This window comes from Hydrogenophaga defluvii, assembly GCF_042665235.1.
In the GTDB taxonomy this organism is placed as follows: domain Bacteria; phylum Pseudomonadota; class Gammaproteobacteria; order Burkholderiales; family Burkholderiaceae_C; genus Hydrogenophaga; species Hydrogenophaga defluvii_A.
This window is the reverse complement of the sequence record NZ_JBHTBZ010000016.1, coordinates 1-14,964: the sequence shown is the minus strand read 5'-3', so window position 1 is coordinate 14,964 and position 14,964 is coordinate 1. Positions and strand designations below refer to the sequence as shown.

11 protein-coding genes and 1 pseudogene are annotated in these 14,964 nt (G+C 66.1%); 7 read left to right on the top strand and 5 right to left on the bottom strand.

What is annotated here, in order from left to right:
• The first annotated feature begins 1 nt into the window (after position 1).
• The 3 genes from ACFQU0_RS07255 to ACFQU0_RS07245 are packed head-to-tail and all read left to right on the top strand — an operon-like array spanning position 2 to position 4,517.
• Positions 2–1,645, top strand: coding sequence for a FecR family protein (locus ACFQU0_RS07255; protein ID WP_382199506.1), 1,644 nt, complete (start codon positions 2–4; stop codon positions 1,643–1,645).
• Between the two features lie 8 nt (positions 1,646–1,653).
• Positions 1,654–4,032, top strand: coding sequence for a CHASE2 domain-containing protein (locus ACFQU0_RS07250; protein WP_382199505.1), 2,379 nt, complete (start codon positions 1,654–1,656; stop codon positions 4,030–4,032).
• The gene (locus tag ACFQU0_RS07245) at positions 4,029–4,517 is read left to right on the top strand and encodes an NUDIX hydrolase (RefSeq protein WP_382199504.1); all 489 of its coding nucleotides are present in this window, start codon (positions 4,029–4,031) and stop codon (positions 4,515–4,517) included. Before ACFQU0_RS07250 ends, ACFQU0_RS07245 begins: the two co-directional genes overlap by 4 nt.
• A gap of 12 nt (positions 4,518–4,529) precedes the next feature.
• Here ACFQU0_RS07245 and ACFQU0_RS07240 read toward each other — a convergent pair whose 3' ends face one another.
• Complete coding sequence (locus ACFQU0_RS07240; protein ID WP_382199503.1) at positions 4,530–5,243, bottom strand: 16S rRNA (uracil(1498)-N(3))-methyltransferase; 714 nt, start codon at positions 5,241–5,243, stop codon at positions 4,530–4,532.
• Between the two features lie 12 nt (positions 5,244–5,255).
• Entirely contained in the window at positions 5,256–6,344 is a 1,089-nt protein-coding gene (locus tag ACFQU0_RS07235) for an aminoglycoside phosphotransferase family protein (RefSeq protein ID WP_382199502.1), read from the bottom strand.
• Between the two features lie 122 nt (positions 6,345–6,466).
• Here ACFQU0_RS07235 and ACFQU0_RS07230 point away from each other — a divergent pair, with 122 nt between their 5' ends.
• Genes ACFQU0_RS07230 through rsmA form a run of 3 tightly spaced genes read left to right on the top strand, consistent with a single transcriptional unit; the run spans position 6,467 to position 10,999 of the window.
• Positions 6,467–8,890, top strand: coding sequence for an LPS-assembly protein LptD (locus ACFQU0_RS07230; RefSeq protein ID WP_382199501.1), 2,424 nt, complete (start codon positions 6,467–6,469; stop codon positions 8,888–8,890).
• The gene (locus tag ACFQU0_RS07225) at positions 8,883–10,244 is read left to right on the top strand and encodes a peptidylprolyl isomerase (RefSeq protein ID WP_382199500.1); all 1,362 of its coding nucleotides are present in this window, start codon (positions 8,883–8,885) and stop codon (positions 10,242–10,244) included. The genes ACFQU0_RS07230 and ACFQU0_RS07225 overlap by 8 nt, the downstream gene beginning before the upstream one ends.
• Positions 10,241–10,999, top strand: a complete 759-nt coding sequence (rsmA, locus tag ACFQU0_RS07220) for a 16S rRNA (adenine(1518)-N(6)/adenine(1519)-N(6))-dimethyltransferase RsmA (protein WP_382199499.1) — start codon at positions 10,241–10,243, stop codon at positions 10,997–10,999. The genes ACFQU0_RS07225 and rsmA overlap by 4 nt, the downstream gene beginning before the upstream one ends.
• 188 nt (positions 11,000–11,187) lie before the next feature.
• Here the strand turns inward: rsmA and ACFQU0_RS07215 are convergent.
• The 3 genes and pseudogenes from ACFQU0_RS07215 to ACFQU0_RS07205 form a co-directional block, all read right to left on the bottom strand.
• A pseudogene (locus ACFQU0_RS07215) lies at positions 11,188–11,601 on the bottom strand (barstar family protein); the annotation flags it as partial.
• A 27-nt stretch (positions 11,602–11,628) separates the two neighbouring features.
• Positions 11,629–12,045: a guanyl-specific ribonuclease gene (locus ACFQU0_RS07210; protein WP_382199498.1), complete on the bottom strand. Its 417-nt coding sequence runs from the start codon at positions 12,043–12,045 to the stop codon at positions 11,629–11,631.
• A gap of 217 nt (positions 12,046–12,262) precedes the next feature.
• On the bottom strand, positions 12,263–14,590 hold the full coding sequence (locus ACFQU0_RS07205; RefSeq protein ID WP_382199497.1) for an NADP-dependent malic enzyme: 2,328 nt from the start codon (positions 14,588–14,590) through the stop codon (positions 12,263–12,265).
• A 238-nt stretch (positions 14,591–14,828) separates the two neighbouring features.
• Between ACFQU0_RS07205 and pgk the strand changes: the two genes are divergently transcribed.
• A partial coding sequence (pgk, locus tag ACFQU0_RS07200; RefSeq protein ID WP_382199658.1) for a phosphoglycerate kinase occupies positions 14,829–14,964 on the top strand: 136 nt, incomplete at its 3' end.

Here is a 14,964-nt window from a genome sequence, read left to right as displayed (position 1 = left end):
GTTGAAACGCACCGCCTGCCAAGGTGCTGTGGCCACGCTGTTGGTGGCGACAGCCTGGCCCGCGCTGGCGGACACCCAACATCGCGTTGTTGCCGGTGACACGCTGTGGTCCATCGCAGAACAACACACCGGTGAAGCCACCCAGTGGCGTGTGCTGCAAAACGCCAACCGTCTGGCCAACCCGCACCAGTTGCGCATCGGTCAGGTGCTGAAGGTTCCTGCGGGTGCTGCGGCCTTGCCTGTGGCCAACGCATCGGTGGTGTTTGTGCAAGGTGAGGTGCTGGCCACCGGGCCAGACGGCCAGCAGGTCGGCACGCTGCGCACCGGCACCACGGTGCCGGAAGGTACCCTGATCGAAGTGCGCGACAAGGCCTTTGTGCGCCTGAAGCTCGCCGATGGATCGGCATTTGGCTTGTCATCGGGCGCCACCGCGCGGCTGGAGCGGTTGCGCCGTGACGACGGCACACAACAAAGCCACACCGTGATCCGCATGCTGTCGGGACGGGTGGAAAGCGACGTGGTGCCCCGGCAGCATCCACAAACCCGTTTTGACGTTCACACCCCCATTGCGGTGGCCAGCGTCCGTGGCACGCGTTTTGGCGTGTCGGTCTCGCCCAACGAGGCCACCAGCGAAGTCGCTTCTGGCAAGGTCGCGGTGCGGTCCCTGCTCAACCGCCGGCAGACCACCACCCTGGCAGCCGGCGACGGCGCGCGGGTCGGCACCACAGGCGGCCTGCAACGCGGCGCGCTGTTGCCCGCAGCCGATCTGTCGGCCCTGCCCACCGCCTGGGACGATGGCGAGTTTGTGTCGTTTGCCCTGCCAACGCAGCCCCAGGCCCGGGCCTACCGCGCGCGGGTGCTGCGGTCCGACACACCGGGTGCCGTGTTGCGCGAAGCCTGGGTGACCGACCCCACCGTGTTGTGGCAGGCGCTGGACGATGGCCAGTACACCTTGACCGTTCAAGGCCTAGACACACTTGGGCTGTTGGGCCAAACCGCTGAGCACCATTTCCAGGTGCAAGCCACGCCGGCCGCGCCCCTGTTCCGCCTGCCAGCCGCAGGCACCACCGTCAGCGGTTCCGGCCTGACGCTGCGTTGCACCGAGTTGCTCGACGTCGCTGGCTACCGCATCCAGGTCGCCAGCGACACGTCCTTCAAGCAGCCACTGGTGGACGTCACCCGGCCCGACCGTTGCGAGCATGTGGCCCAGTTGCCACCAGGCAGCTACCACTGGCGTGTGGCCAGCCTGGTGGCCGGCGCCCTCGCTCGACAAGGGCCGTTCAGTCTTCCAAGCGCTTTTGTGGTGAGTGCAGACGCGCCAACCGCAGGCACGGACGCCGACACCACCTTCTGGTCGCCTCGGAGTGGGTTGAGCTACCGCGTCCAACTGGCCGCCGATGCCGGCTTCACCCGCGTGCTGAGCGACGATTGGGTAAGCGGCAGCCAGGTGACCTTGCCCGCCGGTGCGCAAGACGTTTACCTGCGCTGGCAAAGCCGCGATGCGCAAGGCCGCACCAGCCGGCTGTCGGCCGTGCACCGTGTGACGCCGAACAACACCGGATTGCGCACAGAGGACAACCAGCCAGTCAAGGGCGGCGACAACACGATTGGCACGGGCAACAGCCCGCTGCAACAGCCTCGTTGAACCCTTCCATGCCCGAGCGCCGGTCTTACCGCCACGTGCGCTGGGGCGAATGGCTGCTCATGACAGCGGCCGTGTTGCTCATGATCGTGGGCCTGCAGCACACCAGTCTGCTGGCCCGCGCCGACCGGCTGCTGCAGGACGCGCTGGTTCGCATGTTGCCGCGTGACGTGTCGCAAAGCCCGGTGGTGCTGGTGGGCATAGACGACAAAAGCATCGCCACGCTGGGCCGTTGGCCATGGCCACGCACCTTGCATGCCGGGCTGATCGAACGCATCAGCGCCGGCGAGCCGGCGGCCATTGGTCTGGACCTGCTGCTCTCCGAGCCCGATTCGCGGCAACCCGAAAACGACCACCACCTTGCCCAGGCACGGCAACACAGTGGCAAGGTCGTGTTGCCCATGATGATGCAGAACATGGGCGGGCAGGCGGTCGCGGTGCAACCACTGATTGAGTTTGCCAAACAGGCGGCCGCCATCGGGCATGTGCACCTGCCGGTGGACGAAGACGGCGTGGCCCGACAGGTCTATCTGCGCGAAGGCCAAGACCCCTTGTGGTGGAACCACTTTGGTGTGGATCTGTTGCGGCTCGGCGGCCACTGGCCGCTTGACAAGGCGCTGCCCGGCTCGCCCACGGTGGAGCCCAGCACGCTCGACCCCGTGTCGCGCCAGGTGCTGGCGTGGCAGCGCAGCCACCCAATCAACATCGCCTTTGCCGGGCCACCCGGCAGCTTTCAGCGTTACGCCTACGTGGACGTGCTCGACGGCACGGTGCCACCCGAGACCTTTCGCGGCAAGCTGGTGCTGGTGGGCGCCACCGCCACCGGCATCGGAGACCTGTACGCCACGCCGGTCACCGACGCACAGCGCCTCATGCCCGGTGTGGAAATCACCGCCAACCTGGTGGACGCGTTGTTGCAGAACGTGACCCTGGTGCAAGCACCCGCATGGGTCAACACCTTGTTCAACATCCTGCCGGTGCTGCTGGCGCTGTCCGCATTGGCGTTCACCTCGCCACTGGCCGGGCTGTTGCTGTGCGTCGGCCTGATGGCCTTGATGGCAATGGCCACGGTGGTCAGCGGTTTGTGGCTGCAGGTGCAACTGGGGCCGGTGGCCGGTGCGCTTGGGCTGGCCGTGTCCTACGTGTTGTGGAGCTGGCGCCGCATGGATGCCGCCACCCGCTACCTGGTGGCCGAGTACCGGCACTTTCAAAACAGCGGCCTCGGTCTGCCCTTGTCGTCGCGCCGGCGGCCATCGCGCGGCGACTTCCTCGACCGCCGCATCGAAGCCCTGACCAGCGTGACCCACCAGCTGCGCGACCTGCACCGCTTTGTCAGCGACAGCCTCAACGGCTTGCCCGATGCGACGCTGGTGTGCGACACCGACCTGCACATCGCCCTGGCCAACGCCGCCGCCGCACGCCATTTCAACGCGCACCACGAACAAGACCTCAGCGGGCGCCCACTGCACCGCCTGACCGACGACCTGGTCAGCCGCGAGGGCCTGCCCCACCACCTCGCCGACCACTTGCGCCACGCCACGCTGGAACCCGGGTCGCTGGAAGCACTCGACCGCCGAGGGCGCGATCTGCTGGTGAAATGGGCACCGTCCTTCAGCGCCAGCGGCGTGCACACGGGCTGGATTCTGAGCCTGGTGGACGTGACCCGGATGCGCACCGAACAGCGCCAGCGCGATGACGCGATGCACTTTCTGAGCCACGACATGCGCTCGCCACAGTCGGCCATCCTGACCTTGGTGGATCTGCTGCGACAAGACCCCGAGGCCATGAGCCCGGCGCAGTTCCAGGACCGCATCGAGCGCCATGCGCGCAAGGCGCTCGCCTTGTCGGATGACTTCATCAACCTGGTGCGCGCGCAATCGCGCGACTACGAGCTGGAGGCGTACAACCTCAACGACCTGCTCAGTGAAGCCATGGACGACGCCTGGGAGCCCTCGCAGGCCAAGCGCATCAAACTGGAGTTCGTCGGACCACACGACCTCAAGGAGAGCCTGGTGGACCGCGAGCTGTTCGCGCGCGCGCTGGCCAACTTGGTGGGCAATGCCATCAAGTATTCGCCCGAAGGCACCCGCGTGCGCTGTGGCGTCCAGGCCCAAGGCACATTCTGGGAAGTGTGGATTCAGGACGAAGGTCCGGGCATCTCACGCGAGGCGCAGGTGCACCTGTTCCGGCCGTTTTACCGCGTGCAGCAGGGCATTCGCACGGAGGGCACGGGCCTGGGACTGCCCTTCGTCAAAACCGTGGCCGTGCGCCATGGTGGCCAGGTCACCCTGACCAGCGACACCGGCCAGGGTTGCCGCTTTGCCTTGTTGCTGCCTCAGGCCGGGCTCGACCCCGTGCCAGCAGACGACCCGGATAATCCGGGCGCATGACAGAACGCTGGAAACCCCACGTCACCGTGGCCGCGGTGATCGAACGCGATGGCCGCTACCTGCTGGTGGAGGAACACACCCCCGACGGCCTGCGACTGAACAACCCGGCCGGTCACCTCGACCCCGGCGAGCGGCCTGAAGATGGTTGCGCGCGCGAGGCGCTGGAAGAAACGGCCCACCACTTCACGCCCACGGCGCTGGTGGGCCTGTACCTCACCCACGCAGCCGCCACACCCGCGCAGCCTCAAGGCATCACCTACCTGCGGCTGGCCTTCAGCGGCGAGTTGGGCACGTTCGAAGCCGGACGGGCACTCGACAGCGGCATCGTGCGCACGGTCTGGATGACACTTGACGAGGTGCGTGCCAGCGCGCCAAGCCACCGCACGCCGGTGCTGCTGCAGTGTGTGCTGGACCACCACGCTGGGCGCCGCTACCCACTGGACTTGGTGTACACCCACCCATCGGCCGTGTACGCCCGGCGCTGAAGGCGGGCGGGATCAGGCGCTGGCCAACACCAGCGCCGCCAGGGCCGCCGTCTCAGACCGCAGCACCGCCGGCCCCAGGCTGGCCGGCACAAAACCGGCCGCCAACAACCGGTCCTCCTCGCTGGTGCTGAGGCCGCCCTCGGGGCCCAACGCCACACACAACGATGCCGGTTGTGCGGCCAACAGGGTGGGCGCCGGGCGCACCCCATCGCGCAAGGACAACACCCAGCGGTCCCCCGCTGCTGGCAAGGTCGCCAGCCAGGCCGGCAGTTCGCGCACCGGCGCCACCAGGGGCACGCGGTTGCGGCCTGACTGCTCACAGGCGGCTTCGGCCACCGCCTGCCAGTGCGCCACCTTCTTCTCGGCGCGCTCACCCTTGAGCCGCAGCACACAGCGCTCGGTCAGCAGCGGCTGTATGTGAGCCACGCCCAGTTCGGTGGCCTTCTCCACCAGCCAGTCCATGCGCTCATTGGCAGGCATGCCTATGGCTAACGTCACCGGGCGCGCGGACGCACGTTCGATGGCCAGGTGGGCGCCCACCTGCACCACCACGTCGCTGCGTCCCATGCGCACCACGCGGGCCTGAAATTCGCCTCCGTGGCCGTTGAACAAGGTGATGTCATCGCCAGGCTGCAGGCGCAGCACCTGCACATGCCGTGCGGCCCCAGGGGGCAGCAACAACTCGGCGCCGGTGTGCAGGTTGGCAGGGCAAAAAAAACGCGGCATGGCTGCGGTGGCTCAAACGCGCCCAAAAGCGTAGCCGCTCAGGCCCTCCAGGCCCTCGACCCGGTCGATCACTTGCAGCAGTGGGCCGAGCTGGCGGTAGCGGCTGGCGGTGTGGCGGATGTACTGGATAAAACGCGGCGTGTCGGCCAAGTACTTGGGCTTGCCGTCGCGCAGGGTCAAACGGGCAAAAATGCCGGCCACCTTGAGGTGGCGCTGCAGGCCCATCCACTCCACCGCGCGGTAGAAGGCGCCGAAGTCCTCGCTCCAGCCGTCGAAGTCCAGCAGGCCGGTCTTGCGGGCCTTCTCCCAGTAACGCACGGTGACGTCGATGACAAAAGGCTCTTCCCAACTCAGGAAGGCGTCGCGCATGAGGCTGGCGATGTCGTAGGTGATGGGGCCATAAACCGCGTCCTGAAAATCCAGCACACCGAGCACGCGGGCGCTGTCGGCGTCGGGCGCACCCGCTGGTGCCATCAGGTTGCGGGGCATGAAGTCGCGGTGCACAAACACCTGGGGCGCGGCCAGGTTGACCTTGACGATTTGGTCGAAGGCCGACAACAAGGTCTGGCGCTCCTTGTCGTCCAGCACCGCGCCTTTGTGTTTGTCGAGGTACCAGTCGGGAAAAAGCTGCAGTTCGCGGCGCAGCAAAGCCTCGTCGTAGGCAGGCAAGACACCGGCGCGGGAGGCTTGCTGCAAACGCAGCAGGCTGTCGGTGGCGTGGCCAAACCAGGGCAATGCCGCATCAGGGCGCTCCGGGTCCAGGTGTTCCAGCAAGGTGCTGTTGCCCAGGTCGCTGAGCAGCATGAAGCCCTGCGTCTCGTCCCACTGCCGCACTTGCGGCACGTTCAGGCCCGCCGACCCCAGCAGCCGCGCGATGCGCACAAAGGGTTCGCTGTTTTCAACACTGGGCGGCGCGTCCATGACGATGTGGCTGCCGCCCTGGGCATCATCGATGCGGAAGTAGCGGCGAAAAGACGCGTCGGCAGAGGCCACGCGCAGGGTCTCGGGCGCCAGTCCATGGGCGAGCGCCACCTGCGCCAACCATCGCTCAAAGGCCTGTTGGCGTTGGGGATCGGACCAGGCAATAGAAGAGGAGGACATGGCGCGTGAAAAAAAGTGGGGCAGCCGCAGGTAAGGGCACCACACGCGGCCATAGGATAATCCGCGACGATTCTACAAACGGCCGCCAACCCCACCCGCGCGCCACGATGCCCAGGTCTGCCTTGAAACGCTCCCGTCAGCCCCACACCCCCTCTGCTGCGCCCGCCTTGGGTCGGATCGCCGCTGCGGTGCGTCAGGCCGTGCGGCGCGGCGGCCTCGCCGGTGCCATGGTGCTGACGGCATCGGGCGTGGCGCACGCACAAACACCGGCCGACGAGCCACCGGCGCTGCAGCTCCAACCGTCGTGGCAGCTGCTCGACCGGCTGACGCCCGACGCGCAACGGCTGGCGCCCAGTTTTGTGTCGGCCCAACGCATGAGCGGCAGCGGCAACGGCGTGACCACGCTGGAAGGCGAGGTGGTGCTGCGCCGCCACGACGCCGTGGTCCGCGCCGACAAGCTCGACTACAACGAAACCGACCAGCAGTTGCACGCGCAGGGCCAGGTCCGCATCGTGCGCGATGGCAACCTCTACGAAGGCCCCGAGCTGCAACTGCAACTCGACACCCACACCGGGTTTTTCTTGCAGCCCACGTTTTCGCTGCTGCGCGGCGGCCAGGGTGAGGCCGAACGGCTGGACTTCATTGACGAGAACCGCTCGGTGGCCCGCCGGGCCAGCTACACGACCTGCACGCGCCGCCCCGGTCCGAGCTGGCTGCCCGATTGGGTCGTCAGCGCCGCCAGCATCGAGTTTGACCAGGCCGAAGAGGTGGCCTACGCCACCAACGGCGTGCTGAAGTTCAAGGACGTGCCGTTGCTGGCAGCGCCCTACCTGAGTTTCCCGATCAGCGACAAGCGCAAGTCCGGCCTGCTGCCGCCGACGCTGAACATCGACAACATCAGCGGGCTGGAACTGACGCTGCCGTACTACCTGAACCTCAGCCCGCAACGCGACGCCACGTTGTACCCGACCCTGATGTCGCGCCGGGGCATCGATCTGGCCGGCGAGTACCGCTACCTGGACACCCGCTACCACGGCCAGCTGCGGGGTGCCTACATGCCCGACGACAAGCTGCGCGACAGCAGCCGCTGGGCCTACGCCGCACAACACAACCAGGTGCTGGACACACCGTTGGGGCTGGGCCCGGTGGGCCTGCGCCTCAACCTCAACCGCGTCAGCGACGACGACTACTGGCGCGACTTTCCGCGCAGCATGACCTCGCTGACCTCGCGCTTGCTGGCCAACGAAGGCGTGTTGTCGTGGTCACGTGGCCCCTGGGCTGTTTCGGCCGGCGCTTACCGCTGGCAAACGCTGCAGGACGTTGATGCGCCCATCGTGGCACCCTTTGACCGCCTGCCATCGCTCACCGCCCGGTTTGCCCAGACCGACCAGACCCTGGCCGGTGGACGCGGGTGGGACTGGTCCCTGCACACCGAAGCCACGCGGTTTTCGTCTGACCGCATCCAGACGGGCAACAACCTGGACGGCACCCGCTTGCTGGGCATCGGCGCCATTTCGCGCACCTGGGCCACGCCCGCTTGGTACCTGACGCCCCGCCTGCAAGTGCATGCCACGCAATACCAGACACAAGCCGCCATGGCAGACGGGCGCCGCACCGCCTCGCGGGTGTTGCCCACCTTCAGCGTCGACACGGGCCTGTTTTATGAGCGCGACACCCGATTTTTTGGCCGCGACGTGACCCAGACGTTGGAGCCCCGGGTGTTCTACGCCCACACGCCCTACAAAGACCAGCGCCTGCTGCCCAACTACGACGCGGCGGCCTTCGACTTCAACCTCGCCACCATCTACACCGAGAACCCCTACGGTGGCCAAGACCGCATTGCCGACGCCCACGTGCTGACGCTGGGTGCCACCTCGCGGCTGATCGACCCCGGCAGTGGCCGGGAGCTGGCCAAGTTTGGGGTCGCTCAGCGTGTGCGCCTGAGCGACCAGAACGTGTTTCTGCCGGGCGCCCAGCCGGTGGCCGAGCGCCTGAGCGACATCCTGGTGGGTGCGCGGCTGAACTGGACACCACAGTGGTCCTTCGAGTCCAACGTGCAGTTCAACCCCAAGAGCCAGGAGTCGGTGCGCACCACCCTCAGCGCGCGGCACACGCCGGGCGACTACCGCGTCGTCAGTGCCGCCTACCGCCTGCAACGGGGCACCAGCGAGCAGCTCGATGTGGGCTGGCAATGGCCGCTGAGCTGGGGCGGCGACCTGCCCGACAGCCGCGAGGCCGGCGGCGGTCTGGGCGCCGGCCGCTGGTACAGCGTGGGCCGCGTCAACTACAGCGTGCCTGACCGCAAGGTGGTCGATCTCGTGGCGGGCTTTGAGTACGATGCGGGTTGCTGGATCGGCCGGGTGGTGGTCGAAAGCCTGCAGCGCAGCCTCAACTCGGCCAACCGCCGCATCTTGTTCCAACTGGAATTCGTGGGCTTCACCCGCGTCGGTTCCAACCCACTGAAGACGCTCAAAGACAATGTGCCCCGCTACCAGTACCTGCGTGAAGAAATCAACCCGCCGTCGCGCTTCAGCCGCTATGAGTGAACCTGTGCGACGCACCTTGGTGTGGGCCGCGCTGGCGCTGACCTGTGGCCTGGCGTCCGCACAGACACTGCGCCTGCCCAGCGGCGGCGCCAACCTGTTGGCCGCGCCGCCCGCCGGCGCCCGGGAGGCCGATCACATCACCGCCGTGGTCAACAGCGTGCCCATCACCGCCAACGAGGTGCGCGACCGCGCCGCCTCTGTCGAACGGCAGTTGCGAGAGCGTGGCGAAGCGGTGCCACCGCGCGACGCCTTGCTGCGCGAAGTGCTGGAGCTGCTGGTGGTGGAACAAGCCCAGCTGCAACGCGCCGAAGAAATAGGCATCAAGATCGAACCAGCGGTGCTCGACCAGGCCGAAGCGGCAGTGGCCGAGCAGAACCAGATGGATCTCAAGACCTTCCGCGAGCGGCTGGCCCGCGAAGGCATGGACAGCAGCCGCCTGCGTGAGCAAATTCGCCGACAGATCACCCTGCAGCGCCTGCGCGAACGCGAAGTCGAGGCCACGCTGCGCGTGACCGACCGCGACGTGGACAACTACCTGCAAAGCCAACCCGCGGCACCCGCGGGTCCAGAAGAAGTCAACCTGGGTCACATCCTGGTGGCGCTGCCCGAAAGGGCTGCACCCGCCGAGGTGGCTTCGCGCCTGGCCCGCGCCATGCGCGCCAGCGAACGCGCCTCAGCGGGTGAAGACTTCGCCAAGCTGGCGCAGGAGTTCTCGGAGGGACCCGAGCGCCAACAAGGTGGCGCCATGGGCTTGCGCACGGCCGACCGCTACCCCGAGCTGTTCATCGAATCCACCCGCAGCCTCAAACCGGGCGAAGTGGCCGGCCCGGTGCGCAGTGGTGCCGGCTTCCATGTGCTCAAAGTGCTGGAGCGCAAAAGCACCACAACGGCCCCTGTCGATGCCACCGTCACCCAAACCCGCGCCCGCCACATCCTGCTGCGCGCGTCACGCCAGACGACGCCTCAGGCGGCGACCGAGCAGATGCGCAATTGGCGCAACGACATCGTCAGCGGCAAAGCCGACTTTGCGACCCTGGCCCGCGAACACAGCCAGGACGGCTCCGCCAAAGCCGGCGGCGATCTGGGCTGGGCCAACCCCGGCCTGTACGTGCCGGAGTTTGAAAACGCCATGAACGCACTTGCCCCGGGCGAGGTGTCCGAACCGATCATCTCGCGTTTTGGTGTGCACCTGATTCAGGTGCTGGAGCGCCGACAAACCAAGCTGGGCCTGAACGAAAAACGCGACGCCGCGCGCCCCCAGGTGCGCGAGGCGATGCTGGAGCGCGCTTACGCCGAGTGGGCACGCGACCTGCGCGCCAAAGCCTACGTGGAATACCGCGAGCCGCCGCGATGAAACACCAGGCCCGCAAACGTTTCGGGCAGCACTTCCTGAGCGACGGCGGCATCATCGATGCCATCGTCCAGGCCATCGGGCCGCGCCCCGGCGACGCCATGGTCGAAATTGGCCCCGGATTGGCGGCACTCACCCAACCGCTGGTGGAGCGGCTGGGGCGGTTGACCGTGGTCGAACTTGACCGCGACCTCGCGGCGCAATTGCGAAAGCACCCCCAACTGGAGGTGATCGAATCGGACGTGCTGAGGGTGGATTTCCGAGCGATGGCCGCTCAGAAAGGCCGGCTGCGCGTCGTGGGCAACCTGCCCTACAACATCTCAAGCCCCATCCTGTTTCACCTGCTGCCCGTGGCCGACGTGGTGCTGGACCAGCACTTCATGCTGCAAAAAGAGGTGATTGATCGCATGGTGGCGCGCCCGGCCACCGCACAGTATGGGCGCCTGAGCGTGATGCTGCAGTGGCGCTACGACATGGAGGACGTGTTGTTCGTGCCACCCGAAAGTTTTGACCCACCCCCTCGGGTGGACAGCGCGGTGGTACGCATGGTGCCGCTGGCCACGCCGCCCGCGCTCAACCCCCAACTGCTTGAAGACATGGTGCAGGTGGCCTTCAGCATGCGCCGCAAACTGCTGCGCCACAGCCTGGGCAAGTGGCTGGAAGCCCAACAGTTCAGCGGCACATTCGACCTGCAGCGCCGAGCTGAAGAAGTGCCTGTGCACGAGTACGTTGCGCTCGCACAAGCTGTGCAGGCGTAAAAAAGCCGCTGCGTTTGCAGCGGCTTTTGGCAGTGAGCGGCAGATCAGGCCGCAGCCAGCCAGTACCCGGCGTTGAACGGGCTGCTCATGCGCAGCGCCATGGGGCTCACGTCCACCAACTTGTCGGTGGGCATGGGTTCGTCGGCGGCCGCCTCCACGGTTTCGCCCTTGGGCGAGCGGGCCACGGAGAACGAGTAAAAGCAACGGAACGGGATTTTCCGGTCGGACCAGTAATCGGCCACGTCGCGGAAAATGTCGAGCAGCTGCTCGCGCGCTTCCTTGTCGAATTTAGCGTGGGCCGGAATGTGCTCCAGCACCACGATGAAACCCGTCTGCGGACCCGACTTGTGCACCAGGTCGGTCATGCTGTCGTAGAGCGCGTCGAAGTTCTTGCCGAACGTGGACGGCAGGGTGTACTGGGCGGCGATCAGGTCGAGCACGTCCTGCTTGCTCTGGGCCGTGGCCAGGTTGGCGTACAAAAAGTGGTGACCCAGCTGCTCCGCAGCCGCCTGAAGGTCTTTGATGCTGTAGGCGCGAATCGACTGAACGATGTTGGTGCGAACCGTACGAAGTGGCGTGTCCATCTCCGTCTCACTTTCCATAACTAAAAGTTAAAAATCTGTCTCCGATCACTGCACGATGCGCTTGAAGCTCGCGTAGTGGTCTTCGGTGTAATAACAGGCCTCGGGCGTCTGAACCTGGGTGCCACCACAAACGATGCGACGGGCACCGCGGTGGCTGAGGCCGGGGGTAGGCACCGTGTACTCGCGGTAGAAACCACGTTTGTGCCGGGGCAACAAACGCTCGCGGTTGCCAAACACCGTCCCGTCTTTCTCGTACCGGAAAGGGCCGCCTTGCCTGATCTGGACCATCACATCCCGTCCTTGGGGTGGCAACGCTGCCAGCGCGATGGTGTCCGACGGGGCGCGGGTGACCAGCGGGGAAGACGCCTCGGGCGAGGTGCGCGCCTGCACACCCAACACCGCAGCCACCGCCAACGCGGCCACCGCCACCCAGGCCTTGGCCCCAGCCTTTTTCCGGTTCATGAAAAAAACCCTGCTCCTGACGCAATCAACCCGGTCCGAAAGCCCTGCCAACCATGTGTTGACCAAGGGTTTGCGAGCCCGGGTTAACCCTTAAATTCAAGCCTGCAAGTGTGCCTGAAATGCGACAGAAACGCAAGCCCATGCCCTGAAAGCGGGCAGGGCATCGCGGACAAAATTGCCTGGTTACAGAAAAGTTTGTGTGCGCAAACTTCTTTGATCAGGCTTGTCGCATCGCATTGGCATCGGCCACCGTCAGCGCCGTCATGTTGACGATGCGGCGCACCGTGGTGCTGGCGGTCAGCACATGCACCGGTTTGGCCGCGCCCAGCAGCACCGGGCCAATGGCGATGTTGCCGCCCGCCGCTGTCTTGAGCAGGTTGTAGGCGATGTTGGCCGCGTCCATGTTGGGGAAGACCAGCAGGTTGGCGTCACCGCTGACGGTGCTGTTGGGCATCAGGGCCTTGCGGGCGGCACCATCGAGGGCCAGATCGCCGTGCATTTCGCCGTCCACTTCCAGCCAGGGCGCCTGTTCGCGCAGCAGCGCCAGGGTGCGGCGCATTTTGATGGCGCTGGGCTGGTCGCTGTTGCCAAAGTTGGAGTGGCTCAACAGCGCCGCCTTCGGCTGGATGCCAAACCGCAGCATTTCCTCGGCCGCCATCACGGTGATTTCGCACAACTCTTCGGCGCTGGGGTCGTGGTTGACGTGCGTATCGACCAGGAACACCTGGCGGCCAGGCAACATCAGCGCGTTCATGCAGGCGTAGATGCGCACGTCCTGCTGGGTGCTGGGGCTGCCGCCTTCTGCCTTGCCGATCACCTGGTCGATGTGCACCAGGTGCTGCTGGGTGGTGCCCCAGGTGCCGCAGATCAGGCCATCGACCTCGCCCTTGCGCAGCAGCATGGCGCCAATCAGTGTGAGGCGGCGGCGCATCTCGATCTTGGCCAACTGCACGGTCACGCCCTTGCGCTCCATAAGCTGGTGGTAGGTCTGCCAGAAGTCGCGGTAGCGGTGGTCCTGCTCGACGTTGACGACGTCGTAGTCCAGCTCCTCCTTGAGGCGCAAGCCGAACTTTTCGATGCGCTGCGCGATCACGGCCGGGCGGCCGATCAGCGTGGGCCGGGCCAAGCCTTCGTCCACCACCACCTGGCAGGCACGCAACACGCGTTCTTCTTCACCCTCGGCGTAAGCAATGCGCTTGTTGGCCGCACGCTTGGCCGCCGCGTAGATGGGCTTCATCATGGTGCCCGAGGCGAACACGAAGCTTTGCAGCTTGTCGCGGTAGGCCGCCAGATCGGCGATGGGGCGCTGGGCCACGCCGCTGTCGGCCGCCGCCTGCGCCACCGCTGGCGCAATCTTCATCATGAGACGCGGGTCGAAGGGCTTGGGGATCAGGTACTCGGGGCCAAAGGCCAGCTTTTCGCCGGCGTAGGCTGCGGCCACCACCTCGCTCTGCTCGGCCTGGGCCAGTTCGGCGATAGCGTGCACGGCCGCAATTTCCATCTCATCGGTGATGGTGGAGGCGCCGGCGTCGAGCGCGCCGCGGAAGATGTAGGGAAAACACAGGACGTTGTTGACCTGGTTGGGGTAGTCGGTGCGGCCGGTGGCGATGATGGCGTCGTCGCGCACCGCCTTCACGTCTTCAGGGGAAATCTCAGGATTCGGATTGGCCAACGCCATGATGACCGGCTTGGCCGCCATCTTGGCCACCATCTCCTTCTTGAGCACACCGCCGGCGGACAGGCCCAGGAAAATGTCGGCGCCTTCAATCACCTGCGACAAGGTGCGCTGATCGGTCTTCTGGGCGAACTGGATCTTGTCCTCGTCCATCAGCTCGGTGCGCCCGTCGTAGACCACACCGGCCAGGTCGGTCACCCAGATGTTTTTGCGCGGTATGCCCAGCTTGACCAGCAGGTTCAGACAGGCCAGCGCGGCGGCGCCAGCGCCCGAGGTGACCAGCTTGACGTTGGCAATGTCTTTGCCCACGACCTTGAGGCCGTTCATGATGGCCGCGCCCACGCAGATGGCGGTGCCGTGCTGGTCGTCGTGGAAAACCGGGATCTTCATGCGCTCGCGCAGCTTGCGCTCCACGTAGAAGCAGTCGGGCGCCTTGATGTCTTCGAGGTTGATGCCACCGAAGGTGGGCTCCAGCGAGGCGATGATCTCGACCAGTTTCTCGGGGTCTTTTTCGTTGATCTCGATGTCGAAAACGTCGATGCCGGCGAACTTCTTGAACAGCACGCCCTTGCCCTCCATCACCGGCTTGGACGCCAGCGGGCCGATGTCGCCCAGACCCAGCACGGCCGTGCCGTTGGTGATGACGGCCACCAGGTTGCCCCGGCTGGTGTACTTGAAGGCGTTGGCCGGGTCGGCCACGATTTCTTCGCAGGGTGCGGCCACGCCGGGCGAATAGGCCAGGGCCAGGTCACGCTGGTTGGTCAGCTGCTTGGTGGCGGCAATGGCCACTTTGCCGGGCGTGGGGAACTCGTGGTACTCGAGGGCGGCCCGGCGCAGCTCGGCGCGCTTGTTTTCCTGATCCTGTGACATGTGCGATGCGTCTCCAATGGGTTCGAGCCCGGCGCCTGCCGGCCCGAGGGTGCGCCATTGTAGGTGGGCATCCGGTGCAAACCCTAGTAAGCAAGACCACGTACACGGTGGTTTCGCTTTTGACTTTTTGTGCGGTAGCCCGGCAACCGTTTCGCCCTTGAAAGGCTGACGAAAAGTGTGACTCCTACAATCCTCCGCTGACCCCTTTTTGCACACTTTCTGCCCAGTTGCCACCGCCATGAACTTCATCCGTTTCTCCGACCTGTGTGCCCAAGGCCGTGCCCAAGGCCAACGCGTCTTCATCCGCGCCGACCTCAATGTGCCCCAAGACGACAGCGGCGCCATCACCGAGGACACCCGCATCCGCGCCAGCG

Coding starts and splice junctions, on each gene's coding strand:
- ACFQU0_RS07210 (WP_382199498.1), bottom strand. CDS start 12,045: ATGAACCGGAAAAAGGCTGGGGCCAAGGCCTGGGTGGCGGTGGCCGCG.
- ACFQU0_RS07240 (WP_382199503.1), bottom strand. CDS start 5,243: ATGCCGCGTTTTTTTTGCCCTGCCAACCTGCACACCGGCGCCGAGTTG.
- ACFQU0_RS07235 (WP_382199502.1), bottom strand. CDS start 6,344: ATGTCCTCCTCTTCTATTGCCTGGTCCGATCCCCAACGCCAACAGGCC.
- ACFQU0_RS07250 (WP_382199505.1), top strand. CDS start 1,654: ATGCCCGAGCGCCGGTCTTACCGCCACGTGCGCTGGGGCGAATGGCTG.
- rsmA (WP_382199499.1), top strand. CDS start 10,241: ATGAAACACCAGGCCCGCAAACGTTTCGGGCAGCACTTCCTGAGCGAC.
- ACFQU0_RS07245 (WP_382199504.1), top strand. CDS start 4,029: ATGACAGAACGCTGGAAACCCCACGTCACCGTGGCCGCGGTGATCGAA.
- ACFQU0_RS07225 (WP_382199500.1), top strand. CDS start 8,883: ATGAGTGAACCTGTGCGACGCACCTTGGTGTGGGCCGCGCTGGCGCTG.
- ACFQU0_RS07205 (WP_382199497.1), bottom strand. CDS start 14,590: ATGTCACAGGATCAGGAAAACAAGCGCGCCGAGCTGCGCCGGGCCGCC.